Below are 26,456 nucleotides of genomic sequence, written 5' to 3' on the forward strand. Positions count from 1 at the left end.
GAACCGCCGGCCCGGAATGTGTGAAGCAAAAAACACATGAATTCCCATCCACTTCCTTGAATGAGTGCTAGGACTCTGTTAAAATTAAATACGTTGAACCAAAACCCGCAAGGGTAAGATATACAAGAAAGAAGGGATAGAAATGACGAAAGTAGATATTTTTTCCGGATTCCTGGGAGCCGGAAAGACGACGCTGATTCGGAAGCTGATTGAGGAAGCTTATGGGGACGAGAAAATCGTTCTGATCGAGAACGAATTCGGAGAAATCGGTGTAGACAAGGGATTCCTGAAGAATACCGGAATTCAGATTAACCAGATGAATGCCGGATGCATTTGCTGCACCCTGGTAGGGGATTTCGGAAAGGCACTGAACGAGGTCATCGAGCAGTACCATCCGGATCGGATTCTCATCGAACCGTCCGGCGTGGGCAAACTGTCCGACGTTATCATCGCCGTGCAGGATCTGGAGAATAAGGAGATTCAGCTGAACGGCTTTACCACCGTGGTGGATGCCAAGAAGGCGAAGATGTATCTGAAGAACTTCGGCGAATTCTACGTGAACCAGGTGGAACACGCCAGCTCCATTATCCTGAGCCACGTGCAGGGATTGAGCCAGGAGAAAATCGATCAGGTCATCGGTCTGCTGAGAGAACACAATACCGAGGCATCCATCGTGACCACGGATTGGAAGGAAATCAGCGGCAAGAAGATCCTGGAAACCATGGAACAGAAGAAGACTTTGTCCGCGGAGCTGGATCACCTGAGAGAAGAAGCACATCGGGAACAGGAAGAGCACGAGGCGGAGCACCATCATCACGATCATGACCATGAGGACCATGACCACGAGTGCGGCTGCGAGCACCACCATGACCATGAGGAGCATGATCACGACCATGAAGAACACGGCTGCTGCGGCCATCACGAACATCACCACGACCATGACCACGAAGAGCATGAGCATCATCACGATCACGACCACGAGTGCGGCTGCGGTCACCATCACCATCACCACCACCACGGCCACGATGCGGACGAAGTGTTCGATGAATTCGGTGTTACCACTGCTCACAAATACAGCAGAGAGCAGATTGAATCTGCTCTGGAAGCCATCCAGAACGAAGCGGAATGCGGACAGGTGCTCCGTTCCAAGGGTATCCTGGAAGGTACCGACGGCAAGTGGTACCAGTTCGATTACGTTCCGGGCGAGCCGGAAGTGCGTGAGGGCGAGCCGGAAGCCACCGGCATGATTTGCGTCATCGGTGTGGGTCTGGCACAGGATCACATCAAAGAGTTGTTTGGATTATAATAGCAGAGGAAAATTATGACAGTAAGATTGGAAGATCGTCAAGCCCGAGAACTGCCGGTATATCTTTTTACCGGATTCCTGGGCGGCGGCAAAACTACTTTTATTCAAGATACACTGAACAGCCCGGACTTCGATCCGGAGGTGCCGACGTTGTTGTTGGTCTGCGAAGAGGGCGAGGCGGAATACGATATCAGCGCATTCGCAAGTCCGGAAAACGTTTTCGTGGAATACATCGATGACGAGGCGGATTTGACGCGTATGGCATTGCAGAAGCTGGAGAGCAAGTATCGGTTCGACCGGATTTTGGTGGAGTACAACGGCATGTGGATGCTCCAGTCCCTGTTTGCCAGCCTGCCGCCGAACTGGATTGTGGCGCAGGAGATGCTGTTCGTGGATGCCACCACGTTCCTGATGTACAACCAGAACATGCGTCAGCTGTGCTTTGACAAAATGCAGACCGCGGAGCTGGTGGTGTTCAACCGCTGCACCAAGGGTTTTGACAAAATGCCGTTCCACAAGGAAGTGCGGGTGGCGAACCGGAGATCTCAAATTCTCTACGAGTACGGTCCGTACGATGTGGAGCCGGATGATATCGAGGACCCGCTGCCGTTCGATAAGACCCAGTCCAAAATCACCATTTCCGATGATGATTACGCGGAGTGGTACCGGGATATCAACGAGAACGAGGACGATTACGAGGGCAAAACCCTGACCCTGAAGGGCCGCGTGGCCATGGCGGAGGACCTGAGCACGAAGGGGCGTTTCGCCTTCGGCCGTCACGTGATGACCTGCTGCGTGGAGGATATTCAGTTCGCCGGATTGATGTGCATTTACGCCAATGCGGATGATTTCAAAACCGGCGATTGGGTGGAAATCACCGCCAAAGTCCGGGTGGAATACGAGGAAGCCTACGGGGAGAAGGGCCCGGTGCTTTACGCCAAGTCGGTAAAAGCATGTGCGCCGGCGGATCCTGAAGTGGCCACGTTCTAGAAAAACAGGGGGCGCTGCCGAGCCATAGAAGCGGTCGGCCGCACTGAAGAAAAAAGGGAAGACCTGAAAAAAGAAGATTGAAAACAGCGGTGTGCTACAGGTGAAATGCCTGTTGGCGCACCGCTGATTTTGTATAAAGGGAATGTTTTTTATGCGCCGGCGCGGGATTTGTGTGAAGATTTTGCTCCCCGAGACGGAACTATAAGACCTAGCGGGGATGGGGGAGCAAACCGCGCCTCGGAAAACCGGCCGATCCTGTTGGCGCCTGACTCCTCGCAAGTCTTTGATTTTTCGTCGCGGGGCACCACGTCGCTGGACTCGGAAGAGTCTTCGTTCGGGTAAACGTGGTGCTTCACACGCGTCAAAGCCTTGATTTTTCGTCGCGGGGCACCACGTTGTTGGACCCGAAAGGGTCTTCGTTCGGGTGGACGTGGTGCTTCACACGCGTCAAAGCCTTGATCCTTCGTCGCGGGGCACCACGTCATTGGGCCCGCGAGGCCCACCGGTCGCCGGCCGGCCTCTCTCGGGCCGCGCCCACAATGATGAAGAGGTGCGTTCCCATGCCGCCGGTGGCATTTTCCATCGCGGCTTTTTTCGAGTCCTTATCAAAGCCCTTGAAAATCCAGGTGCCGCCGTCCACCTTTACCTCGGTTTTGGCCGGCGCGATGGCCTTGATGTCGGTGTCCCGTCCGTCGCCGGCGGGATCCTTCGGAAGCAAAGCCGTCACTTCTTCCGGCAGTTCTTTGTCGGCGGTAAGACTTTTGAATTCGTATTGAACCGTAAACTGTTTAAATACCTTCTCGAACACGGCGGTGTACACCGCACCCTCCGTGGCATCTTTGATGGTCGGACTCCAGCCTTTAAAAATATAATCGTATTTCTCATCCGATGCTTTAGTGGCGTCCGGCAAGATGATATCTTTTATATCCCCGGAAGATGTAGCGTTAATTTTTCGAAACTTAGATCCACCCGTGACTCTTCAGGATGAACAGCCAGAAGGTGAGAGAAAAGGCGGAAAGCAGGGTGGTGAGCATCACCGTGCTGATGGTAAGGTCTCCTTTGTGCCCCATGCCCTTTGCCATGACAAAGCAGCTGATGGTGGTGGACGAACCGCACATTACCAGTGCCGCCACCAGCAGGTCATTCCGGAACCCCAGATGAACTCCTAGTGGCAGGAACAGGGCACACAGACCGAACAGCTTGATAAAAGTACTGACCAGCGCGGGAACGGCAGACTGCCGGGCTTTCTCCCACTGAAAGGAAGCACCCATGGCGATGATTCCCAGCGGGGTAGCGCAGCGACCCACGTAGTCCACGGTGGTATCGCCGATGGTCGGAAGCGGTAGGCACAGGAGAGACCATGCAAAACCCAAGAGAATGGATAAAATGATAGGATTGGTGAGAATCCCGTGAAGGGTTTTGCGGAGGAGCATCGCGTCCATTTTCCCCCGGTCCGGCCGGTACATCTCCAGGATGATTACCGCCGCGATGTTGTAGATGGGCACGGCACCGATGACCATCAAAGGCGCCATCCCCACATTGTGATAGAGGTTTTGGACCACCGCAATGCCCAGAATGGTAGCGCTGCTGCGGTAGGACGTCTGAATGAACTCTCCCTGAACGCTCCGGTCCTTCAGAAGATAGGAAACTCCGGTGCAGATCAGGATGCTGGCCAGCGTGGCCAAGGCGCAGTACACCACGTAAGCGGTATTCCAGTTTGTCCGATAGTCCGTCCGGTACATGTCGTGAAAGAGCAGCGCCGGAAGGCAAACCCGGAACACCAGCGTGTTGAGCCGCGCGGTAAAAGCATCATCCATCAGCTGAATTTTCCGGAGAAACATCCCCAGAAGAATCAGAAAAAAGATGGGCACCGTCGCGTTGAGACAAAAAATCAGATTATTCAGCATGCGTTAAAAACTCTAGTCCTTCCATACAAAATGGGCGTCTCCGGCTTCCCCGCCGTCAATCAGCAGGTTCTGCCCGGTCATGAAGCGATTCCGTACCCCGACGAAATAGATCCATTCCGCGATTTCCTCCGGCGTCGCCCAGCGTCGAAGCGGCGTCAGCGCCATGATTTGATTCCACAGCTCCGGATCCTCCATCACCGGTCGGTTCAAATCCGTCAGAACCCCGCCGGGATCGATGCTGTTGCACACCGCCCGAGGCGCCAGACGAAGCGCTGCGTTCTTCGTATAGGTGAGAAGTCCACCCTTGCTGGCCGCATACTCCGGAAATTCCGACCCTGTATGAGCGCTGGCGGATCCCACCATCACCACCGCCCGAATCCGCGGGTTGGCGATGGCATATTTTTCCGTAATTCGAATCGTCCCCATCAGGTTGATTTCGATATCCCTTCCGCTGTCTTGAACGCCCGCATTGTTGATGAGAATTTCCGGCTGCACATCCTCCGGATAGGCATCCGCATCGCAGATATCCAGAATCTCATGGCGATAATTGGGATGTGCGAGGGCAGGGGGCTTCCGGTCGAAACCCACCACCGAGTGACCCCGCTCCAGAAAATATTCCGCCGTGGCCCGACCGATACCGTCGGACGTGCCGGTAATCAGAATGTCCATGGCAAACTCCTTTTATCACATTCTCCTAAAAACAATTTACGCGAACTGCGCCGTTTTCCGGCAATACTGCAGGTACGGTTCGCCTACTTTTTCCGCTTCCCACTGCAGGCTTACCCGATAGCCGAGCGGGCTGAACACCACTTCACACAGCAGTTCCATTACGGCGCCGGTGAGGGAGCAGAAGAACACCTGCACCGGGGTCCAGCCGAAGAAGTGGTAGGACACCACCAGCGCGAAGGTGAGGTTGTCGATGAACTGCGCGATTATCGTGGAGGTGAAAGAGCGGATGGCGAAATCCCGGTAGCTCGTGTTCCGGAGCCTTTTGCCCAGGAATGAGTTGATGCCGGCGTTGCAGATGGAAGAAAGGAACATGGCCAGACTGCTGCCCAGAACCACGTACCAGGCCCCGCCGATGGTGGCGTTCAGCGCGTCGTTCACCTGCATGCTGCCGGTGGAATAGTATTCCCCCCACATGCCCGGCGTCATGGTCAGCGCCTTGAAAATCAAGCTGGCACCCAGGTTGATCACCAGAGCCAGAATGGCGATTTTCGCCGCCGCCTTTCCGCCGAAGCGCTTGCACAGCATATCCATGCACAAGAAAGATACCCAGCTCAATGCGAAACCGCAGTCCAGTGCCAGATATTTAAACGAAAACAGCTCCTTGTTGGCCAGAAGGTTCATCATGATGACGCTGACCACGAAAAGAGATGTTACGAGACTGGGAACGTTGCGAAGAAGGATTCGGTAATCCTCCAGTTCCCTTTTGATCCATTTTTTCATAATAGTACTCCTTTGGTTTTGATATTTTACAAGCAGGATATCGGACCCGAACTGCTTGATGGGAATGTCTTCCGGCAGAGGCGATCTCCGCCGAAAACACGTACGCTCTATTGTAATCCCAAGGGCGCCGGATTGCAAGGGTAAGAGGATTGAGATATAATAAAAATAGTTTAACGTAATACAAAAGCGACCGGAAAGGAAGGCAAAAAAGTGAAAATCTTTGTATATACCCTGAGAGAGTTCGACGAACTCCCTTTCTTTGAAAAATTTTCGAAACAGTACGGTGTGGAATTCGGCTACACCACCCAGTCCCCGGGACCGGAGAACTACCATCTGGCGAAAGGCTACGATGCCATTTCCATCATCACCACTCCGACCCCGGCGGAGATGATCGATGCCATGAAGGAGAACGGCGTAAAGGTCATCTCCACCCGCACCATCGGATACGATCACATCGACGTGAAGCACGCCTTTGAGGTGGGGATGGGAGTCACCAACGTCACCTATGACCCGGCCTCCGTGGCGGATTACACCATCATGCTGATGCTCATCGCCTGCCGGAAGCTGCGGTACATCATGGATAAGGCCGATGTACAGGATTACACCCTGAAGGGCAAACTGGGCCGAGAAATCTCCAAGAGCACCGTGGGCGTCATCGGCACCGGCCGAATCGGTCAGACGGTCATCGAGCACCTGTCCGGATTCGGATGCCGAATTCTGGCCTATGATATCTTCCCGAAGGATGCGGTTCGGCAGCATGCGGAGTACGTGGACCTGGATACCCTGTACGCCGAAAGCGACATCATCACCCTCCACGCACCGGCGCTGGAGGACAATTACCACATGATCGATGAAACCGCCTTCTCGAAAATGAAGGACGGGGTCATCCTGGTGAACTGCGCTCGGGGCCAGCTGGTGGACACGGAGGCCATGATTCGCAACCTGTCCAACGGAAAAATCGGCTTTGCCGCCCTGGATGTTATCGAAAAGGAACTGGGCATCTACTACAAGGATCTGTCCGGCACCATCATCGACAATCCGGAGATGGCCATCCTCCGCAGTTTCTACAACGTCTTCTTCTCCCCGCACACCGCCTTCTACACGGAGGAAGCGGTAGCTAACATGGTGGAGAATTCCATTCTGGGAATTCAGGCCTACCTGAAGGGAGAAGATCATCCGTTTATTGTAAAGAAGTACTAATCGGCTGAGCGTTTCTGTAAAAGGAGTTAGCGATGAACATCATTGAAGCGATACAGCGGAGGCATTCCGTCCGTCAATATCTGGAAAAAGAAATTCCGGAGGAAATCGTGGAACGCCTGCTGGCCGCCATGCGGGCCTGCAATCAGGTAGGGGGTCTGCACATGCATCTGGTTCTGCACGAGCCGGAGGCCTTCTCCGGACTCCGGTCCAAAGCCATGCGGTTTCGCGGCGTGGAGAATTACATCATTCTGGCGGGGGAGAAAGACGATACTCTGGAAGAACGGTGCGGCTATTACGGCGAAAAAGTGGTTTTACTGGCCCAGCAGCTGGGACTGAATACCTGCTGGGTGGGTTCCACCTTCAAGAAAAAACCGGAATGCTACAACTTGGCACCGGGAGAGAAGGTGGTGGCGGCCATCGCCATCGGCTACGGCGCCAACCAGGGGAAGAGCCGGAAGAGCAAGTCCATGTGCGACGTGAGCGACGGCACGGAGGTGAGCCTCAGCGTTCCGGAATGGTACAAGAACGGCGTGCTGGCGGCCATGATGGCACCCACGGCCATGAACCGGCAGAGCTTCTACTTCGAGCGGTTCGGAAACGTGGTTTCCGTGGAAGCGGGAAAGGGTCCTTTCACCAAGGTGGACCTGGGCATCGTGAAATGCCATTTTGAAATCGGCGCCGGAAAGGATAACTTCCAATGGATGCCGGAGGATATGTAACATTAAAAACAGGAGAAAGGTGTGGAGACAACGAACAAGAAGAAAAAAGGAAGGATTAAGCTCATTTCCTTCGTTCTAATCGTATTGCTGATTGTGGCGCTGAATCATTACTACGGGTGGTCGGATATCTTTTCCGGGGATGACTGGTACGGAAACCTGCAGCAGATGGTGAAGACTAATTTCCTGCAGGCGGCCCTGATATACATCGTGGTGATGGTGATTGCCAGCGTGGTGCTGGCGGTGCCGGGGGTGACCTTTGCCATCATCGCCGGGGCGATTTTCGGTCCCTGGTGGGGCACGCTGCTCTGCGTCCTGTCGGCCACCTTGGGGGCGATTGCCGCCTTCCTGGTAGGGCGGTTCTTTTTGCAGGACAGCCTGCGGGATCAAATTGTAAAGAATCGCTACATCAACCGATTGCTCTTCGATAAGAGCACCAAAAATGAGATGATGGTGCTGATGATCACCCGGCTGGTGCCGCTGTTTCCGTACAACCTGCAGAATTTCGCTTACGGGATTACGGATATCAGCTTGGGAAAGTATTCCCTGGGCACCTTCGTGTTCATGATCCCGGGGGTGGCCATGTACACCGTGGGAACTTACGCCCTCACCGGTGCGTCCAACAAGCTGCTGTACATCGGTCTGACCGCGGCCATTGTGGTGGCGGTGATGGTGCTGAGCAAAACCCTGCGGAAGAAATACGTGCCGGAAGAGGAGGCCTCCGATGAGTAAATTCGAAAAATGGGACGAGACTTGCTCGTTGGAATCCCTGCAGAACATAGCGGATGCCTGCGTGCACTGCGGAAAATGCCGGGAGAACTGCGCATTCCTGGACAAGTACGAGATGGATCTGGGAGATGTGACGAAATTACAAGAACATGTTTATGGGTGCTTTCTCTGCGGTAACTGCGACCGGGTGTGCCCGGCGGGAATTTCCGGCAGGCAGCTGTTTCAGAATCTGCGGCGGATGCAGGTGCGGGACGGAAAGCTGGAGGAGAAACCCTATTCCTTCGTGCTCAAGGAAAAGAAGGATTACAAATTCCGGAATTACCGAAATGCCACGGCGGGGCGGGTGCTGTTCCCGGGCTGCAACTTCCCTTCGATGTTTCCGAAGACCAACCGGAAAATCGCGGACCTGTGCAAGGCCAAGGGCATCGGAACGGTGTACGACTGCTGCGGAAAGCCCATTGCGGAGCTGGGACTCTACCGGGACGAGGAGCGAATCGTGAACCGAATCAGCCGGGAACTGGAGAGCCGGGACATCGGCGAGGTGATTACCACCTGCCCGAACTGTTACTATTTCTTAAAGGAACGAATTCCTCAACGGGTGAGATCCATCTACGAGGTGCTTCCGGAGTTGGTCCCGGAGATTTCCGTGCCGAAGGATATCGAGATTCAGATTCCGTGCCCGGACCGAATCGATCGGGAATGGTACGACGGCATTTGCAAACTGTTGGGATATGAGCCGGCAGTGACTGCGGCAGAACAGTGCTGCGGTCTGGGGGGCATGGCATCGGCAGAGGAGCCGGAGCTGGCAAAAAAATTCGGCGAAGGGCTGACTTCTTCCGGGCTTCGGAATACCACGTTCTGCGCTTCCTGTGCCGGACAGTACGCTCGAAACGGAAAAGAAATTCGCCACGTGTTGTCCCTGCTCTTGGGGATGGAGGAGGCGCCGGCAACGAAGACCTCTTATCTGAATCGGGTTAAGACGAAATACAAATAGAAATAAAAAAGGGAGAATGCGATGATGGTGCATTTTCCCTTTTGATTTCCGTTATTTTCTTTTCTTGAACTCTCGCCACATATCAATTGCGAAGGCGATGGCGATGCCTGCAAAGAGAATTTCCCTTACGTGGCTCTTTCCGCCGGTCGCCGCAAAAGAGCATACCGGTACGGCAGCCATTACCAGTGCCATGGTGAGAAGCGTAAAGATATGAGTAAATTGTTTTTTCATAATAATCCACCTTTCGTATACTATTATGTATCATATAGGTGATTCGAAAAGAAGTCAACCGAAAGATCTCCGTGAGGGCGAGAATAAAATCAAAAAAGAAAAACAGAAGCGATAAGAACGGCGTCACTTCTGTTTTTTTCTTATATGGTTATTTTGTAGAGGTTTGTTTATTACAATATGATAATACTATACGGGGAATGTTTTGTAAAATTAATAGTTATAAATCTAACAATAAAAAATAATAAATGATTTACGAAAACCAAATGGGATATTCAGAAAATCGAATATCTTCTCAAATTCAAGTATATCAACATTTTCAACGGTCTATTGAATTTTGCGTTTGTTTTTGATATTATAAATTTTGAAAGGTATAAGGAGAACGTTTATGGAAATTCGTAATATAGTAACATTTGTCAAAGCGACGGAAATGCAGAGCTTTACCAAGACGGCGGCACAGCTGGGGTACTCTCAGGCGGCGGTTACGGTACAGATCAAGCAGCTGGAAGACGAGCTGGGCACGCAGCTGTTCGATCGAATCGGTCGAAGTGTAAAGCTGACCCATTCCGGCGAAAAGTTCATGCCATATGCACTGCGGTTGCTGAAATCGGTGGAAGAAGCGGCGTCGTTCATGAAGGAAGACGATGAGCCTTCCGGCACACTTCGCATAGGTGCCAGCTCGTCCTTTTCGGCCGGAATTCTTCCGGGAATTCTCCCGGGTTTTCACGAGAAATATCCGAAGGTTGACGTGGTGATCAAGACATCCGATATGCTGACCTCCACATTCGATCTTCTTCGTCAGAACGAGTTGGACTTCATCTTTACCTTGGAGCGGAAACTGATTTCTGCGGACTTCGTCAGTGTGGCGGAGCGGAAAGAGGATATCGTGTTCGTCACGAATCCGGACAACCCGCTGGCTGCCATGAAGAACGTACCGCTGGAACGGGTGGTTCGGGATAACTTCATCACTTCCGACCGGGGAGTCAGCTACGGCCTCTACATGGAAGAGGCTTTGGCCGAGCGGGGAATCAACTATCATCCGAGCCTGGAAATCGGCTCCACTTCCGCTATTATCAACATGATCTGCCAGGGGAAGGGCGTGTCCTTCCTGCCGAAATTCTTGGCGGACGATCCAATCAATCACGGCGCATTGGCCATTATCGATACGGAAAAGCTGGAGATGCAGATGTGGACCCAACTGATTCGCCTGAAGAACAAGTGGATGAACCCGGTGATGAAGGCGTTCGTGGACTACCTGCGGGAGAACTTCCATCAGCTGGCGTAGTGTCGGGATGATACATTGAAACGAACCGGAAATCTATGCAATACAAAACGAGAGGAAAACGGCTTTACCGATTCCCTCTCGTTCTTTTTTTACAAAAATTCGTTCGTGCCGAAATTATTCAGCGATAACGGTACCAACGCAAGCTCTGCCGGTGCATGCAGCGTTGCCTTCGTCTGTGTCCAGATGAACAACGGAAACCGGTCCGCCGATTCTTACGATAACGTCGCCGAATACCAGAGCTCTCTTCTTGCCGGTGTCGATCTTCAGATCAACGTTCTGGTTCTGCTCAACGCCCAGCTTAGCAGCGTCTTCCTCGGAGAGGTGAACGTGTCTCTGAGCAACGATGCAGCCTGCTTCGGTCTCAACGGAGTTTCCGTTCTCAGCAGTCAGCTTGATTCCCGGTGTGCCTGCCAGATCTCCGGACAGTCTGATCGGAGCATCTACGCCCAGGGAACGAGCGTCTGTAGCAGCCAGCTCAATCTGAGTGCCTTTTCTAGCCGGTCCCAGAATTGCAACTCTCTCCATGGATCTCTTCGGTCCGGTGATGGTCAGTCTTTCTTCTGCAACGAAACCGCCTGCGATTTCCTTCTTAACCTTCAGCTCATAACCTGCACCAAACAGTTTCTCGATGTCCTCCTGGGACAGGTGCACGTGGCGAGCACTTACTTCAACATTTACATCTAATGTAGCCATTGGGATAACCCTCCTTTATCTTAACAAAATTTACCTACTCCATTATATGCAATGGCGAAACCTTTGTCTAGATTGTTAAATGCGACTAACCAAAAGTTTTCTTAAATGGGGGGGTATAATCTGCGAAAGAACTTGTATTGAAACCCCGACTATGATAAAATTATTCGGCTATGGATATAAATGAGATGTATATGCGAGAGGCACTGCATCAAGCGGAAGCGGCGGCGGAAATCGGAGAAGTCCCGGTGGGCGCGGTTGTGGTGCGAGATGGAGAGATTATCGCAAAAGCATATAACCATGTAGAGACCGACCGAAATTCATCCGGGCATGCGGAGATGCTGGCCATTCGGAAGGCGGAGCGGGTGCTGGGAAGCAAGTGGCTGACCGGCTGCGAGCTGTACGTCACCTTGGAGCCCTGTGCCATGTGCGCCGGCGCCATGGTTTTGGCACGGTTGGATTGCTTGTGGATTGGTGCGATGGATCCGAAGAACGGAGCTTGCGGCTCCGTATTCAATGTGGTACAGGAGGAACGGTTGAATCACCGAATGGAGGTGGAGACGGGAATTCTGGAGGCGGAGTGCGGACAGATTCTGTCGGACTTCTTTCGGAACATGCGCGCGGTGAAGGCACGGAAGCGAAAACTTTTCCGGCAGAGAATGACATCGCCGGACAATACTGATGGAGGAAACAATTGATGAAGAGAAAAGGCCTGATTGCACTGCTGGCAGCGGTGCTGGTAACAATGAGCGTGGCATTCGTTTCGGCGGATGAAAGCGATTTTAAATTGGTGAATTCCTATCCGAAGGATGGACAGACCAATACTTCCATTGAGAACGTCGGCGTGAAGCTGCGTTTCAACCGGGAGCTGGCCGGCGAAAAGGCACAGAAGAACAACGCGAAGTGCGTAAAGATTGTGGACCCGAACGGCAAGGAAATTCCGATTAAGGTGATGAGCAGCAAGGCGGACAAGGGTCTTCTGCTGGTTCTGGGTGACAGCAACAATAAGAAATTCAAGGTTGAGAACAACGCGAAATACAAATTGGTAATTTCCGAGAATCTGATGGACGATCAGGGTGACCGCCTGGGCAAGGAGACCACCCTTTCTTTCACGACTTTCAATCAGCGCCTGAACATGATGATTAACATGGGCATGATGTTCCTGATCTTCGGTGGTATTACCGTGATGACCATTCGAAATGCCAACCAGCAGCAGGAAAAGAAAAATAAGAAGGACGAGAAGGAAGAGGTCGCTTTCAATCCGTACCACGAAGCAAAGCGCACCGGCAAGACCGTGGAAGAGGTTATTGCAGAGAACAAGAAGAAGGAAGAAAAGGCCGCAAAGAAGGCAAAGCGGAAGAACAAGAACGGAGAAGCCGAGTACGTGAAGGATTATCAGCTGAAGCTGAGTGAGATTCTCCCGAACGTGTACAGCGTTTCCGCACCGCGTCCGATTTCTACAGCGGGCGGTAAATATATTTCCTCACACGGTCCGACGGCAAAGGCGGCGAAAGCGGCGAAGAAGTTCGGCAATCGGAACCAGAGATAGTATTTTTTGAAAGGAATGCCCTTGGCATTCCTTTTTTGTAAGCAGATTCCGAATCAGGAGGGAAAAGCATGAATTCATCTATCACCATGAACGCCTATGCGAAGATTAATCTTTCGCTGGAAGTACTCCGGAGACGTCCGGACGGATATCACGATATTTTGTCCTTTATGCAAGATCTTGGACTTCACGATGTAGTGACTATGGGACTTACGGAAGAGTCCTTGGGTATTTGCATGCAAAAATTTCCTTCAAACAATTGCTTTATCCAGGGTGTTCGTGTAAAATTTTGTATGAATTACAGTGCAATTTCCCTGGGATCGGACAACTTGGCGTACCGGGGAGTGGAAGCGGTGCTGAAGGCATTGCCGGAAGACGGAAAACGACCGGAGGAACTGTATCTCTTCGTGGATAAGAAATTGCCGGTAGCGGCAGGCATTGCCGGGGGAAGCGGCAATGCGGCGGGATGCATGTTGGCGACCAATGCCCTTTGCGGAAACCCGTTCTCGCTGCGGGAACTGATGGTGCTGGGGGCATCGGTGGGAGCGGATGTACCGTTCTCGTTGATGATGAATGCGCGAAAGAACAGAACGGTTTTTTCGGAATTGCCGGGAATTGAAGAAGCTTCAGTAGCTGCAGAGATTGAGGGAATCGGCGAAATTGTTCGGCCGACGGAACCGAAACCATACGGAGTGATTCTGATGAATCCGGGAATCGGAGTATCTACGCGAGAAGTGTACGAAGCATTGGATGCTCAAACCGGACGTTCGGTGGAGGAGAAACTTTTTTTTAACCGAATGGAAGAATACACACTGAAACAGTATCCGGAAGCGAAAGCGCTAAAGGATGCCATGGAGGCAAATCTCCGGGCGGACCGGGTGCTGATGAGCGGCAGCGGCCCCACAATGGTTGCATACTATAATTCGATGGCACAAGCCGAATCTGATTACCGAATGGCGAAAGATGCCCCATGGATTCGGGACAACTGGAAGGTATGGTACACAGAAAGTGGAGAGATGTATGATGAACATTGATTTGCAGATTCAGAAGCCGTTGCGAGAACTAGTATATCTGGAACTCAAACACAAAATCCTTACCGGCGAGATTCAAGCCAGAACGCGTTTGATGGAAATCGATCTGGCGGAGAGAATGAATGTCAGCCGGACACCGATCCGGGAGGCCATTCGAGAGCTGGCGACGGATGGACTTGTGGTGATTGAACCGAGACGGGGTGCGTACGTATCGGATATTTCAATCCAGAACATGCTGGATATTTTTGAGGTACGAGAAGATTTGGAAGGTCTAGCGGCCGGTCTGGCGGCACAACGGATTACAGAGGAAGAGAAGCTGGCACTGAGCAAGATGCACCGGCTGTATGAGATGGCCGTGGAAGCCAGAGATAAAGAGGAAATCGTGGAATACGACGAGAAGTTCCATAATTTCATCGTTCGCTGCAGCCGAAACAACGTGCTGATTGAGCTGAGCCGTCAGGTGCAGGAACTGTCCATGCGGTTCCGGTATCTCTATTATGATGACGGAACCGTATTCGAACGGATTCCGAAGGAACACAAGCATGTTATGGAAGCAATTGTTGCCGGTGATGCGGAGAAGGCGCGCCGGGAAGCAGAAGCGCATATCAAAGACCTGAAGCAGTTCATCATTGGGCTGGACAAGGTCACAAGATAGATTAAAAGAAAGAGGAAGGTTGCTATTTCAGGGAAATTTTGCGGGAGGTGATGAGATAGGAAAAATTCGCAAGGGTTATGAAATGTATGAAATGATGGTTTTTTGAAAGGAGATTACTTTGAATAAGGACAAGAAAGGCTATCTGATACTGGCGGATGGCACGATTCTGGAAGGTAGAAGGTTCGGAGCGGAACGGGATTCTATCGGCGAACTGGTCTTCACCACCGGTGTGGAAGGCTATGTGGAAACGCTGACGGACCCGAGCTACTGCGGACAAATTGTCATGCAGACATTTCCGCTGATCGGAAATTACGGAATGATGGAAGAAGATTTCGAGGGCAAATGCGCCCTGAAGGGATACGTGGTTCGGGAATACTGTGATACCCCATCCAACTTCCGCTCGGAATATGATCTGGATACATTCTTGAAAAACAACGATGTGCCGGGAATTTGGGGCATCGACACCCGTGCGCTGACCCGGAAAATTCGGGAGCACGGCGTAATGAACGCAGTCATCTGCTCCGAGATTCCGGAAAACTTGGATGCAGTAACAGAATATACAATTGTTAATGCCGTAAAGTCCGTTACCTGCGATGAGGCGTACACCGTTTCTCCGGAAGGAGAAGCAAAATATCGCGTTACCCTGATCGATTACGGCGCAAAAAGAAATATCATCCGCAAGCTGAACCGGTACGGCTGTGAGGTTCGGGTGGTACCCAGCACCACTTCCGCAGAGGAGATTCTGGCATCCCGGCCGGATGGCGTAATGCTGTCCAACGGCCCGGGAGACCCGGCGGAAAATACCGGATGCATTGAAGAAATCCGAAAACTGATGAACCGGGTTCCGATTTTCGGCATCTGCCTGGGACACCAGCTGCTGGCGCTGTCTCAGGGCGGCGAAACCTTTAAGCTGAAGTACGGTCACCGGGGCGGAAATCAGCCGGCTACGGTCACCTTCGGCGAGAATTGCGGTCATACTTTTATCACCACCCAGAACCACGGCTATGCGGTTCGCCCGGAAAGCCTGGAAGGAAAAGGGGAGGTCAGCTTCGTGAATGCCAATGACCAGACCTGTGAAGGAATGATTTATCCGGACAAGAACGCATTTTCCGTACAATTTCATCCGGAGGCTCATGCGGGTCCTCACGATACGAGTTTTCTGTTTAAACAGTTCATTGAGTTGATGGAGGAGTACAAAAATGCCTAAAGATAAAAGTATTAAGAAAGTTCTAGTAATCGGTTCCGGACCGATTGTCATCGGCCAGGCGGCGGAGTTTGACTATGCCGGCGCCCAGGCCTGCCGGGTGCTGAAGGAGGAAGGCATCGATACGGTGCTGGTGAACTCCAACCCGGCCACCATCATGACGGATAAACACCTGGCGGATGAGATTTATCTGGAGCCGCTGACGGTGGAAACCGTAAAGAGAATCATCGAGAAAGAGAAGCCGGACGGCCTGCTGGCCGGACTGGGCGGACAGACCGGATTAACCATTGCCATGCAGCTTTCCAAGGAGAACTGGCTGGAAGAGCACAACGTGCGCCTGCTGGGATCCAATGTGGACGCCATCGATAAGGCAGAAGACCGGGAACTGTTCCGTGAGGTGATGGAAGAAATCGGCGAGCCTTGCGTGCCTTCCGGAATTGCGGAAGACCTGCAGACGGCGCTGGATATTGCAAAGGAAATCGGGTACCCGGTCATCGTGCGTCCTGCTTTTACCCTAGGCGGCAGCGGTGGCGGAATCGCGGAGACGGAAGAGGAACTGCGCATCATCGCACAGAATGGATTGGATCAGTCCCCGATTACCCAGATTCTGGTGGAGAAGAGCATCGCCGGATGGAAGGAAATCGAATTTGAGACCATGCGAGACTCCATGGGCAATGTGATTCAGATCTGTCCGATGGAGAACTTGGATCCGGTGGGCGTGCACACGGGTGACTCCATCGTCGTGGCACCGACCCTGACTTTGGCGGACAAGGAGTTCCAGATGCTCCGTTCCGCGGCGCTGAGAATCATTTCGGCGTTGGGCATTGAAGGCGGATGCAACTGCCAGTTTGCCTTGAACCCGGACAGCTTTGAGTATGCGGTAATCGAGGTGAACCCGAGAGTGTCCCGTTCCTCGGCCCTGGCGTCCAAAGCCACCGGCTATCCGATCGCCAAGGTAACCACCCGAATCGCTTTGGGATACACCCTGGACGAAATCGTGAACGACGTAACCGGAAAGACCTGCGCTTGCTTCGAGCCGACGGTGGATTACGTGGCGCTGAAGGTGCCGAAGTGGCCGTTTGACAAATTCGCCGGCTCCAGCCGGAAGCTGGGCACCCGGATGAAGGCCACCGGTGAGGTCATGTCCATCGCCAACTCCTTCGAGGCGGCATTGATGAAGGCCATCCGCGGTGCGGAAATTTCCCTGGACACTCTGAACTTCGAGTACCAGGGCGACAAAACCCTGACGGAACGGATCGGCACGCAGGACGATCACCGCATCTTCGCGATTTTCGAAGGCTTTAAGACGAGACAGGTCACCGTGGATCAGGTGCACGACATCACGAAGATCGACCGCTGGTTCCTGAACAAGATCAAACATCTGGCAGACTTCGAACTGGAGCTGGCAGAGTCGGCCAAAAATAAAGGACTTCCGGCAGAGATGTACGAGGAAGCGAAGAAGCTGGGCTATACCGACGAAGCGATTTGCCGGATTGCCGAAGTGGAAGAAGTTCCGGGCATGGACTTCAGCTATAAGATGGTAGACACTTGCGCCGCAGAATTCGACGCAATGACCCCGTATTTCTATTCCACAACGGATAAGGAATGCGAATCCAGAAGCTTCCGCCGCAGCGGAAAGCCGGTTATCATGGTACTGGGTTCCGGCCCGATTCGAATCGGTCAGGGAATCGAGTTCGACTACTCATCGGTACACTGCGTATGGACGCTGCGGGAGATGGGCTACGACGTAGTTATTGTCAACAACAACCCGGAAACCGTATCCACGGACTACGACACGGCGAACCGCCTGTATTTCGAGCCGCTCCATCCGGAAGACGTGATGAACATCATCAAGGTGGAGAAGCCGATTGGCGTCGTTGTGGCCTTCGGTGGTCAGACCGCCATCAAGCTCACCCAGTTCCTGCACGACAACGGAATTCAGATTCTGGGCACCTCCGCAGAAGGAATCGATCTGGCGGAAGACAGAGGTAAGTTCGACGCTCTTCTGGAAAAATTCGGCATCAGCCGTCCGAAGGGTCAGAGTGTCACCGACCTGGAGGGCGCACTCCGGGCGGCAGAAGAAATCGGCTATCCGGTGCTTCTGAGACCGTCCTACGTCATCGGCGGCCAGAACATGACCATTGCCGGGGACGAAGAGGATACCCGGAAGTACATGGAGCGGATTCTGGAAAACTCCGACGACAATACGGTGCTGGTGGACAAATACATGCCGGGCATTGAGCTGGAAGTGGATGTTATTTCCGACGGAGAGGATGTGCTGATTCCGGGAATCATGGAGCATATCGAGAAAGCCGGAATTCACTCCGGGGACTCCATCGCTGTATATCCTCCGTTCAATCTGTCGGATCGTCAGCTGAGACGAATTGTGGATATTTCCGAGAAACTGGCGCTGGCGTTGGGTACCAAGGGACTGGTCAATATTCAGTATCTCCAGTACAACGGAGAGCTGTACGTCATCGAGGTGAATCCGAGAGCCTCCCGGACGGTACCGTACATCAGCAAGGTATCCGGTGTACCGATGGTGGATCTGGCGTCCCAGGTAATGCTAGGGGCGAAGCTGGAAGATCTGGGATACGGAACGGGATTGTACCGCACTCCGGCCTACGTGGCCGTAAAGGTTCCGGTATTCTCCTTTGAGAAGCTCACCGATGCCAACTCCATCCTGGGACCGGAAATGAAATCCACGGGAGAAGTTCTGGGACTGGGTCGGACCATGAACGAAGCTCTGTTCAAGGGACTGACCGCCGCCGGATTCACCGTGCCGCCGAGAAAATACGGAGAAGAACACGGCGTGATGATTTCCGTTCAGAAACGGGATTATCCGGAAATCCTGCCGATTGCCATGAAACTGCACACCCTGGGAATGAAGCTTTATGCCACAAGAGGCACGGCAGAAGCCATCCGCACCATGGGTATCGAGGTTACTCAGGTTCAGAAGGCCCAGAAGAGCACGGATATCATCGATCTGATGGAAAGCGGAAAGACCAGCTATATCATCTTTACCGGACAGGCCAACGATGCGGCATTGGGCGATTACACCGCCGTGCACAAGCGGGCGATGCAGCTGGGCATCCCTTGCCTCACCAGCGTGGATACCGCCGGTGCCCTGGTCAATATGATTGAATCCAGATATTCGGAACAGAACACCGAGCTGGTGGACATCAACCATATGCGGGCAACCCACCGAAATGTGTACTTTACCAAGCTGCACAGCTGCGGAAATGACTATATCGTACTGGATAACTTCGACGGACGGATTGAGGGACCGGAGTCCCTGTGCATCAGCCTGTGCGACCGCCACCGCTCCATCGGCGGCGACGGCATCGTCCTGGTGGAGAAGTCCCGGAAGGCCGATGTGAAGATGAGAGTCTTCTACAGCGACGGCACGGAAGGGGATGCCTGCGGAAACGGCATCCGCTGCGGTGCAAAATACGCCTACGAGCAGGGCTTGATCGGTCGGGATATGATGACGGTGGAAACCGTCAACGGTATCCAGAAGCTGAAGCTGTTCATGCGAGACGGATGGGTAACATCGGTAATCATGTATGTTCCGGAAGATCAGTTCCTGTACGACCGGGATATGGAAAAGGCAGCCGCTGCGGACGCTTGCGTTCAGGAGAAGCTGGCGACCGCCGGCGCAACGGCGCTGAAAACCAGCCGAATTGCCGGGGGCGGGCTCCACTGCCAGATTTTCTGCGACTCCATCGATACCTTTGATATCGAAAAGCTGGGACCGGAAATCGAATATTCGGATATCTTCAATGCACCGGCATGCTTCGAGTTCATCAAGGTGGTGGATGCGTCCACCATCCGTTTGAAGATCTGGGACGGCGCCAACGGTGCGGTGCTCTCCAGCGCCAGTGCGGCATTCTGTGCCGCCCGCATGGCGGTGGAACAGGGCTACTGCAGAGGAGATAAGGAGATTATCGTGGAAACGCCGGGAGGCGATATTCTGGTGAACTTCCTGGAAGGTCGAATCAGCCTGACGGCCGAGGTGTCCTTCGCGTTCAGCGGTAAATTCTGGTATTAATACAGTAATTAGAAAAATGAACAAATGAAGCGAATGTAAAGATGCCGCCGGCAGGTCATTACGGCGACGTAGAGAAAGAAATCGGTCGTGCCTGCGTACAGCTGGCTTCGCCGGACTTCAAGTTCATGAGCGGTGAGACCATCACCCTGGAAGGCGGAATGGGCCTGAGACCGTAAAGGGAAAGTAAAACATACCACGAAAAAAGCGGGAGAGCTGCAGTGCAGCCCTCTCGCTTTTTTCATGAAGCGTCTATATTTTTTGTTAGTTCTTCAAGCTCTGAAGCGGAGCCGGAATCCGTCCGCCGCGGCGAATCATTTTTGCCGGGGAAGGATTCTTCAGATCCATTACCGGACCGTAGCCCAGCAGCCCGCCAAAGTTCAGTTCCTCACCGCTCTTCAGACCGATGGCCGGAATAACGCGAACGGCTGTGGTTTTGCTGTTCACCATGCCGATGGCCGCCTCGTCGGCGATGATGGCGGAGATGGTTTCCGGAGTGGTGTCTCCCGGAATCACAATCATGTCCAGACCCACGGAGCATACCGCGGTCATGGCTTCCAGCTTCTCCAGAACCAGGTTTCCGCTGCGAGCGGCAGCAATCATACCCTCGTCTTCACTTACCGGGATAAATGCGCCGGAGAGTCCGCCGACACTGGAAGAAGCCATTACGCCGCCCTTTTTAACCGCATCGTTGAGCATGGCCAGTGCAGCGGTGGTACCGTGAGTACCGCACTGCTCCAGGCCGATTTCTTCCAGAATACGTGCAACGGAATCGCCGATTGCCGGAGTCGGTGCCAGAGACAGATCCACGATTCCGAACGGTACGCCCAATGCGGCAGCGGCTTCAGAACCCACCAGCTGACCGACACGGGTAATCTTAAATGCCGTTTTCTTAATGGTTTCTGCCACCTCGTTCAGCGGAGCATCGTCCGGAAGGTCATGCAGCACGGACCGAACCACGCCCGGACCGGATACGCCAACGCTGAGGACGGAATCTGCTTCGCCCACGCCGTGGAAAGCACCGGCCATGAACGGGTTATCCTCTACCGCGTTGCAGAATACCACCAGTTTGGCAGCGCCCATGCACTGGTTATCTTTGGTGAGGAGTGCGGCTTTCTGAATCTGTCGGCCCATCAGGGCAACGGCATCCATGTTGATGCCGGCCTTGGTGGAGCCGATATTTACCGAGGAGCACACCAGCTGGGTTTCGGCCAAAGCTTGTGGGATGGATTCAATCAGTTCCCGGTCCCCGGCGCTGAAGCCCTTCTGGACCAGTGCGGAATATCCGCCGATAAAATCAATTCCGACAGTATGAGCTGCTCGATCCAGCGTACGTGCGTATTTCACCGGATCGCCGCCGGATACACCGGCCAGCATGGCAATCGGTGTAACGGAAACCCGCTTGTTTACAATTGGAATTCCGTACTTTCCGGTAATCTTTTCGCCGGTTTCCACCAGGTGTTCCGCTTTTCGGCAGATCTTTTCGTAGATCTTCTCGCAGGAGCGGTCGATGTCGCTGTCCGCGCAGTCCAGCAGAGAAATGCCCATGGTGGTGGTACGGACATCCAGGTTTTTGTCTCGAATCATGGAAATGGTTTCCAAGATATCGCCAATATCGTTATACATGCTTGTTCTCCCTTCTGCTAAATCCGATGCATGGAATTGAAAATATTTTCATGCATTACATGAACGTCCATTGTCGGGAGTTCCTTCAGAATCGCATCCCGGAGCTCAGCAATTGTTACATTCATCTGTTCGATGCTGATGACCATCATCATGGTGAAGAAGTCCTGCTTTACGGATTGGGTCATCTCGATGACGCTGGCATTGGCATTGGCGCAGCAAGCGGAGACGGAGGCCAGAATGCCTACCTCATCTCTGCCGGTGATGGTTACCACAGCTTTCTCTCTATCCATTTTTTTCCTCCTTTGCAGATACCCGGAACTGTCCGTCGGCCAGGCTGTCGTCCCGGCGAAAGCGGAAATTGAATTCCGGAAATTTTTGGGTAAAATACTTTTTATTGTCGGCTTCATTACCTACCATATTAGAATACCATTTTCCGTTAGAAAATACATCAATTTTCTGTTTGTTTTCTGTTAAAGAATTGCCGGAAGCGTTGAGTTTCAATCGATTCAGCAGCGGCTCGATGCGTTCTCGGGCAATCGCCCCTTCCACCAGCTGGCGAAAGGCCGGGTGGTAGGTTCCGCCGTTAATGGCTCCGCCGTCGCCGATGAGCTCCGTGCTCTTCAGCCCCACTCGCATGATGGTAATATCGGACGCCTCTAGGATTTTGTACATTTCTTTTGTGCGAAGAACGGCCTCTTCTCGGCTCAGCGGGATGTACGTGCCCTGCCGGTATGCGTCATAGAGATCCGTTTCGTCCAGAACGATGGTGGGATACAGGCGCGCCAGCTGCGGCCGCAGACGGGCGGTTTCCCGTGCGGAATAGAGGCACTTCTCCATCGTATCGCCGGGCAGTCCAATCATCAGCTGAATTCCCAGCTCGAAACCGTAGTCTTGGATTCGTGAAACGGCGTCGTAGACCTGCTGCGCTGTATGGCCTCGGCGGCTTTGGCGGAGTACATCCTCATCGAAGGACTGCACGCCCAGCTCGATGGTATCCACGGAATATTCTTTCAGGTTGTCCAGGATCTCCGGGGTGATGTAGTCCGGCCGGGTGGACAGGTGAATCTTCTGAATTGCCCCCGCCCACTTGTATTCCTGCGCCACTTCCAGGTAGGCCCGCTGTTCTTCCAACGGAATCCCCGTAAAACTCCCGCCGTAGAATGCGGCTTCCACTGCCGGAACATCTTGCAGCGTGGTGAGCCAAGTGCGGATGGTGGTTCGCACATCCTCCGGGGTGACTGCCGCCGAGCGTGCGGTGATTTTCCGCTGGTTGCAGAAGATGCAGTCGTTGGGGCACCCTTTGTGAGGGATAAAAACAGGGATGATGGCGTGCTTCTTGTTCCGGCTAGCCAATGGTCAGCTCTCCCCGTAGGTCTGATTCTACCCAGTCGCGAACCTCGTTGGCAGTGAAGCCTTTGCTGAACAGGTACTGAAGCTTGGTGACCGTGGCCTCGGTGGTCATATTGCTGCCGCTGGCGGCACCGGCCCGGGCCAGTTCGGAGCTGGTCTCATAGGTGCCCAGACGAACGGTTCCCTGCATGCACTGCGTGCATACCACCACGGCGGTGTCGTTTTCGATAGCCTTGCTGATGAGCGGCGGAAGCTCCGAATCGTAGTTCGGAATGTTTCCGGTGCCGAAGGTTTCCAGAACCAGGGCCTGAAGATCCTTGTTGACGATTGGCGCAAAGAGATCGAAGTGAATTCCCGGGAACAATTTGATGACACCGATGGATGTGGGTTTCATCTCCGTTACCCGGAACGGTTCTTTTGGTTCCGGCAGGAAGCGGTTCGGGAAGTATTCAATGTCGATGCCGGCTTTGGCCAGTACCGGGTAGTTCGGGGAGGAGAATGCAATCAGTCCGTCCGCAGAGGTTTTGACAGCACGGTTTCCCCGAATCAGATGGTTGCCGAAATACAGGCATACCTCGTGGATGTCACTATTGGCCGCAATCATCAGGGAGGTGATCAGATTGTCCCGTCCGTCGGAACGGAGCTCGTACAGAGGAATCTGCGAACCGGTGAAGATGACCGGTTTCTTCAGACCTTCCAGCATGAAGGATAGGGCAGAAGCGCTATAGGCCATGGTGTCGGTGCCGTGGAGAATGACGAAGCCGTCGTAGCGCTCGTAGTTCTCTTTAATGGTGTTGGCCATCCGGTTCCACTGCACGTAGGTGATGTTGGACGAATCCAGAAGCGGATCGTATTCGATGAGATCCCACTTCGGCATGGCATCGGAATACAGATCCCGAATCTTCTCCAGTTCGCCGGAAAAATATCCTTCCTTCGGCTGGTAGCCGTCCCGGGTCGGCACCATGCCGATGGTGCCGCCGGTGTAAATAATGCAGACTCTTTTGTTCATACATTCCTCCAAATGTTTTATATAATTAATAAATCAAACGAAAATAGCAGTGTGAATTATACACCGTAAAAATCTCTGCCCGGGTTCTGCGCCGGACAGAGATTGAATTATTATCCATGGGTTTTATTTTTGCATTCGGTATCTGTCGGCTTTTTCACCGTATCCATTTCGAACCAGAAGTCGCTGCCCTGGCCTACCTTGCTTTTTACCCCGTAATTAGCATTGTGGAGTACCAGAATACCTTTGACGATGGAAAGCCCCAGGCCGGATCCTTCGATGCTCCGGTTCCGGTTCGCGCTGGTGCGGTAATACCGTTCCCATACGTGGGACAGTTCGTCGGAGGCGATGCCGTCGCCGTGGTCGATAACATCTACCCGGACCTTTTTGCCGATTCGCTTTACCTCCACGATCACCACCCGATCCTCACCGCAATACTTAATGGCATTGGAGACGAAGTTGGACAGGACCTGTTTGATTTTCTCCTTGTCGCCGTAGACATAAGCCGCCTTGCACTTGTTCAGTCGGATGTGGTATCCGTTCTGCTCGTTCAGCACCTTATAGGTAGCCACGATTTCCTCCGTCACTGCCACCAAATCGAAGATTTCCTTGTCCAGCTCCAGATTGTTGGACTGAATCTTGGAGGCGGAAAGCATGTCGGATACCAGCTTGTTCAGCCGATCCGCTTCGGTGATGATGACCTTTAGGTGCTCCTTCCGCTTCTCCGGATTATCACCGGAGATGTCGTTGATCATTTCCGCGTAGGATTTGATCATGGTGAGCGGAGTCTTCAGATCGTGGGACACATTGGCAATCAAATCCCGTTGATAGAAGTCCGTCTTCTGCATTTCGTAGGAAGCGGTATTCAAGGTTCGGGCCAATTCGTTGGTCTCTGTGAACATGCCTCCGTTGAATTTCACGTTGTAGTTGCCGTGAGAAAGTTCCACGGCCGATTTGGTGATGTCCTTAATCGGTCGAGACAGCCTTCGGGCGATGAACAGTGCCAGCAGTGCGGCCACAATCAGGGCGATGCAGCTGATGTATTTCAGCTGCAGCCGAAGGATGGATATGGTGGATTTCACCGGATACAAGGGGGCCACGATGAACAAAATGTTATTGCTGGGTGTGTCCCCGATGTAGGTGGCATAAATCAGTTTCCGGCTGTCCTTCTTCGTATCGTTAGCCACTAGGGAAACGGAATTCTTATTGCTCTTCTCCAAGCGGTCCCGCGCCGTGGATGTTTCGTAATCGTAGGCGATGGAAGATGGCCTGAAGTACGAACCGTTGTCAAAGACGCTGGTGCCGTTCGGAGTGTCCACCCGGATGAAAATATCACTGGATGCAGAGGCGTTGAGCGCCAGATTCTTGAATTGCCCGTCGTCCTGCAGAAACTCGTTCTTCAGAAGAGCAGCGGTATGCTCCGTTTCCTGAACCTTCATCTGTTCAAAATAATGGGTCATGAAGAAGCTCTGGAGCGACCAAATCAGCATAATCAATACGGCTGCAAAAGTGAAGAAGTACAGCAGCATGACGGTTCGGATGCTGTTAAGATCAAACTTATTCTGCTGATTCTTTTCCTTTCTTGCTGTCGTCGTATTCAAATTTGTATCCTACTCCTCTCAACGTTACAATGAAATTTCGATACGGTCCCAGGTTGTTCCGCAGATTCTTAATATGGGTATCGATGGTGCGGTCGTCGCCAAAGAAGTCGTATCCCCAGATGTCGGAAAGAAGCTTGTCTCTGGACAATGCAATATTCTTATTCTGAATCAGGTAGAAGAGAAGGTCGTATTCCTTCGGGGTCAGGTTGACCCGTTCACCGTCTACGGTAATGGTGCGGGCGGCAAAGTTCACTTCCAGTCCGTCGAACTTCATTACCTGGGCGCTGTTGTTCTCGGAACCGCTCTTCCGCTGCAGGACCGCATTCACCCGAGCCATCAGTTCCTTCGGGCTGAATGGCTTGACCACATAATCGTCGATGCCCAGCTCAAAGCCGAACAGCTTGTCGTATTCTTCCCCTCTGGCGGAGAGCATGATTACCGGGATATCCTTGATCTTCTTGATTTCCTTCACGGAGCTGAATCCATCCAGCTTCGGCATCATCACATCCATGATAATCAAATCGTAATCGTTGAGCTTGCAGAGACCGATGGCACTCATGCCGTCGGCTGCTTCGGTCACCTCATATCCGCTGAACTCAGCGTATTCTTTGATGACCTCACGGATCTTATCTTCGTCGTCCACTACGAGTAATTTCTTCATTCAAGTTTCTCCTTTCAGTATTCCGGCAGTCCCTTTTATTATAAGAGATTGCGCCATTGAAAAACTGTAAAAATTATATCACAGAAATGTGAAAGATGATAGAATAACAACTGATAAGTATATGTTTCCCCGTCCCGAAAAGTACCGCTTGCGGCAATAAAAAGCGAGAAATGCAGTTGACATATATACAGCATGATGGTAAAATAATAAATTTTTACTTGCAAATATTTTTGC

26 protein-coding genes are annotated in these 26,456 nt (G+C 52.7%); 14 read left to right on the forward strand and 12 right to left on the reverse strand.

Annotated features, from left to right (window positions below):
• Positions 1–142: 142 nt before the first annotated feature.
• Both PUE40_RS05075 and PUE40_RS05080 read left to right on the forward strand, forming a co-directional pair.
• The gene (locus PUE40_RS05075) at positions 143–1,306 is read left to right on the forward strand and encodes a CobW family GTP-binding protein (protein WP_277672095.1); all 1,164 of its coding nucleotides are present in this window, start codon (positions 143–145) and stop codon (positions 1,304–1,306) included.
• Between the two features lie 15 nt (positions 1,307–1,321).
• Positions 1,322–2,296 (forward strand): TIGR03943 family putative permease subunit, encoded by a 975-nt coding sequence (locus PUE40_RS05080; protein ID WP_277672096.1) that lies wholly within the window; start codon positions 1,322–1,324, stop codon positions 2,294–2,296.
• A 481-nt stretch (positions 2,297–2,777) separates the two neighbouring features.
• Here the strand turns inward: PUE40_RS05080 and PUE40_RS05085 are convergent, their stop codons facing one another.
• Genes PUE40_RS05085 through PUE40_RS05100 form a run of 4 tightly spaced genes read right to left on the reverse strand, consistent with a single transcriptional unit; the run spans position 2,778 to position 5,652 of the window.
• Entirely contained in the window at positions 2,778–3,206 is a 429-nt protein-coding gene (locus tag PUE40_RS05085; protein WP_277672097.1) for an SHIRT domain-containing protein, read from the reverse strand.
• A 49-nt stretch (positions 3,207–3,255) separates the two neighbouring features.
• On the reverse strand, positions 3,256–4,203 hold the full coding sequence (locus PUE40_RS05090; protein ID WP_330681545.1) for an AEC family transporter: 948 nt from the start codon (positions 4,201–4,203) through the stop codon (positions 3,256–3,258).
• 12 nt (positions 4,204–4,215) lie between these two features.
• Positions 4,216–4,872 (reverse strand): SDR family NAD(P)-dependent oxidoreductase, encoded by a 657-nt coding sequence (locus PUE40_RS05095; RefSeq protein ID WP_154553902.1) that lies wholly within the window; start codon positions 4,870–4,872, stop codon positions 4,216–4,218.
• Between the two features lie 36 nt (positions 4,873–4,908).
• The gene (locus PUE40_RS05100) at positions 4,909–5,652 is read right to left on the reverse strand and encodes a VUT family protein (protein ID WP_277672098.1); all 744 of its coding nucleotides are present in this window, start codon (positions 5,650–5,652) and stop codon (positions 4,909–4,911) included.
• Positions 5,653–5,862: 210 nt separating this feature from the next.
• Here PUE40_RS05100 and PUE40_RS05105 point away from each other — a divergent pair, with 210 nt between their 5' ends.
• The 4 genes from PUE40_RS05105 to PUE40_RS05120 are packed head-to-tail and all read left to right on the forward strand — an operon-like array spanning position 5,863 to position 9,291.
• A complete protein-coding gene (locus PUE40_RS05105) occupies positions 5,863–6,852 on the forward strand; it encodes a D-isomer specific 2-hydroxyacid dehydrogenase family protein (protein ID WP_277672099.1) in 990 nt (329 codons plus the stop codon).
• Positions 6,853–6,884: 32 nt separating this feature from the next.
• Positions 6,885–7,571, forward strand: coding sequence for a nitroreductase family protein (locus PUE40_RS05110; RefSeq protein ID WP_154553904.1), 687 nt, complete (start codon positions 6,885–6,887; stop codon positions 7,569–7,571).
• A gap of 21 nt (positions 7,572–7,592) precedes the next feature.
• Positions 7,593–8,300: a TVP38/TMEM64 family protein gene (locus tag PUE40_RS05115; protein ID WP_277672100.1), complete on the forward strand. Its 708-nt coding sequence runs from the start codon at positions 7,593–7,595 to the stop codon at positions 8,298–8,300.
• Positions 8,293–9,291: a (Fe-S)-binding protein gene (locus tag PUE40_RS05120; RefSeq protein WP_277672101.1), complete on the forward strand. Its 999-nt coding sequence runs from the start codon at positions 8,293–8,295 to the stop codon at positions 9,289–9,291. Before PUE40_RS05115 ends, PUE40_RS05120 begins: the two co-directional genes overlap by 8 nt.
• A 51-nt stretch (positions 9,292–9,342) precedes the next feature.
• On the opposite strand, the gene PUE40_RS05125 is transcribed toward PUE40_RS05120, so the two are convergent.
• Entirely contained in the window at positions 9,343–9,522 is a 180-nt protein-coding gene (locus tag PUE40_RS05125; protein WP_154553906.1) for a hypothetical protein, read from the reverse strand.
• 385 nt (positions 9,523–9,907) lie between these two features.
• On the opposite strand from PUE40_RS05125, the gene PUE40_RS05130 reads away from it, so the two are divergent.
• Positions 9,908–10,804: a LysR family transcriptional regulator gene (locus tag PUE40_RS05130; RefSeq protein ID WP_277672102.1), complete on the forward strand. Its 897-nt coding sequence runs from the start codon at positions 9,908–9,910 to the stop codon at positions 10,802–10,804.
• 114 nt (positions 10,805–10,918) lie between these two features.
• Here PUE40_RS05130 and pduL read toward each other — a convergent pair whose 3' ends face one another.
• Positions 10,919–11,497, reverse strand: a complete 579-nt coding sequence (gene pduL, locus PUE40_RS05135) for a phosphate propanoyltransferase (RefSeq protein ID WP_154553908.1) — start codon at positions 11,495–11,497, stop codon at positions 10,919–10,921.
• A gap of 170 nt (positions 11,498–11,667) precedes the next feature.
• Here pduL and tadA point away from each other — a divergent pair, with 170 nt between their 5' ends.
• The 7 genes from tadA (at position 11,668) to PUE40_RS05170 (ending at position 20,157) form a co-directional block, all read left to right on the forward strand.
• Positions 11,668–12,192, forward strand: a complete 525-nt coding sequence (gene tadA, locus PUE40_RS05140; RefSeq protein WP_277672103.1) for a tRNA adenosine(34) deaminase TadA — start codon at positions 11,668–11,670, stop codon at positions 12,190–12,192.
• Entirely contained in the window at positions 12,192–13,043 is an 852-nt protein-coding gene (locus PUE40_RS05145) for an Ig-like domain-containing protein (RefSeq protein WP_277672104.1), read from the forward strand. Before tadA ends, PUE40_RS05145 begins: the two co-directional genes overlap by 1 nt.
• 68 nt (positions 13,044–13,111) lie before the next feature.
• Entirely contained in the window at positions 13,112–14,074 is a 963-nt protein-coding gene (locus PUE40_RS05150) for a 4-(cytidine 5'-diphospho)-2-C-methyl-D-erythritol kinase (protein WP_277672105.1), read from the forward strand.
• Positions 14,061–14,726 carry a GntR family transcriptional regulator gene (locus PUE40_RS05155; RefSeq protein WP_206157293.1) on the forward strand — a complete coding sequence of 222 codons (666 nt, stop codon included), beginning with the start codon at positions 14,061–14,063 and terminating at the stop codon, positions 14,724–14,726. The genes PUE40_RS05150 and PUE40_RS05155 overlap by 14 nt, the downstream gene beginning before the upstream one ends.
• Before the next feature lie 118 nt (positions 14,727–14,844).
• Positions 14,845–15,933 carry a glutamine-hydrolyzing carbamoyl-phosphate synthase small subunit gene (gene carA, locus PUE40_RS05160; RefSeq protein ID WP_277672106.1) on the forward strand — a complete coding sequence of 363 codons (1,089 nt, stop codon included), beginning with the start codon at positions 14,845–14,847 and terminating at the stop codon, positions 15,931–15,933.
• Complete coding sequence (gene carB / locus PUE40_RS05165; RefSeq protein WP_277672107.1) at positions 15,926–19,981, forward strand: carbamoyl-phosphate synthase large subunit; 4,056 nt, start codon at positions 15,926–15,928, stop codon at positions 19,979–19,981. Before carA ends, carB begins: the two co-directional genes overlap by 8 nt.
• 41 nt (positions 19,982–20,022) lie before the next feature.
• Entirely contained in the window at positions 20,023–20,157 is a 135-nt protein-coding gene (locus PUE40_RS05170; protein WP_330636939.1) for a hypothetical protein, read from the forward strand.
• 85 nt (positions 20,158–20,242) lie between these two features.
• Here the strand turns inward: PUE40_RS05170 and PUE40_RS05175 are convergent, their stop codons facing one another.
• The 6 genes from PUE40_RS05175 to PUE40_RS05200 all read right to left on the reverse strand — a co-directional run bounded on the left by PUE40_RS05175 (position 20,243) and on the right by PUE40_RS05200 (position 26,222).
• A complete protein-coding gene (locus PUE40_RS05175; RefSeq protein ID WP_154553915.1) occupies positions 20,243–21,604 on the reverse strand; it encodes a PFL family protein in 1,362 nt (453 codons plus the stop codon).
• Between the two features lie 17 nt (positions 21,605–21,621).
• Positions 21,622–21,894 carry an ACT domain-containing protein gene (locus PUE40_RS05180; protein ID WP_154553916.1) on the reverse strand — a complete coding sequence of 91 codons (273 nt, stop codon included), beginning with the start codon at positions 21,892–21,894 and terminating at the stop codon, positions 21,622–21,624.
• Positions 21,887–22,957 carry an elongator complex protein 3 gene (locus tag PUE40_RS05185; RefSeq protein WP_277672108.1) on the reverse strand — a complete coding sequence of 357 codons (1,071 nt, stop codon included), beginning with the start codon at positions 22,955–22,957 and terminating at the stop codon, positions 21,887–21,889. The genes PUE40_RS05180 and PUE40_RS05185 overlap by 8 nt, the downstream gene beginning before the upstream one ends.
• Positions 22,950–23,963: an asparaginase gene (gene ansA / locus PUE40_RS05190; protein ID WP_154553918.1), complete on the reverse strand. Its 1,014-nt coding sequence runs from the start codon at positions 23,961–23,963 to the stop codon at positions 22,950–22,952. The genes PUE40_RS05185 and ansA overlap by 8 nt, the downstream gene beginning before the upstream one ends.
• Positions 23,964–24,073: 110 nt before the next feature.
• Positions 24,074–25,561 carry a HAMP domain-containing sensor histidine kinase gene (locus PUE40_RS05195; protein WP_277672109.1) on the reverse strand — a complete coding sequence of 496 codons (1,488 nt, stop codon included), beginning with the start codon at positions 25,559–25,561 and terminating at the stop codon, positions 24,074–24,076.
• On the reverse strand, positions 25,518–26,222 hold the full coding sequence (locus PUE40_RS05200; protein WP_154553920.1) for a response regulator transcription factor: 705 nt from the start codon (positions 26,220–26,222) through the stop codon (positions 25,518–25,520). The genes PUE40_RS05195 and PUE40_RS05200 overlap by 44 nt, the downstream gene beginning before the upstream one ends.
• Between the last annotated feature and the right edge of the window lie 234 nt (positions 26,223–26,456).

The organism is Mogibacterium kristiansenii, from assembly GCF_029224645.1.
GTDB lineage: Bacteria > Bacillota > Clostridia > Peptostreptococcales > Anaerovoracaceae > Mogibacterium_A > Mogibacterium_A kristiansenii.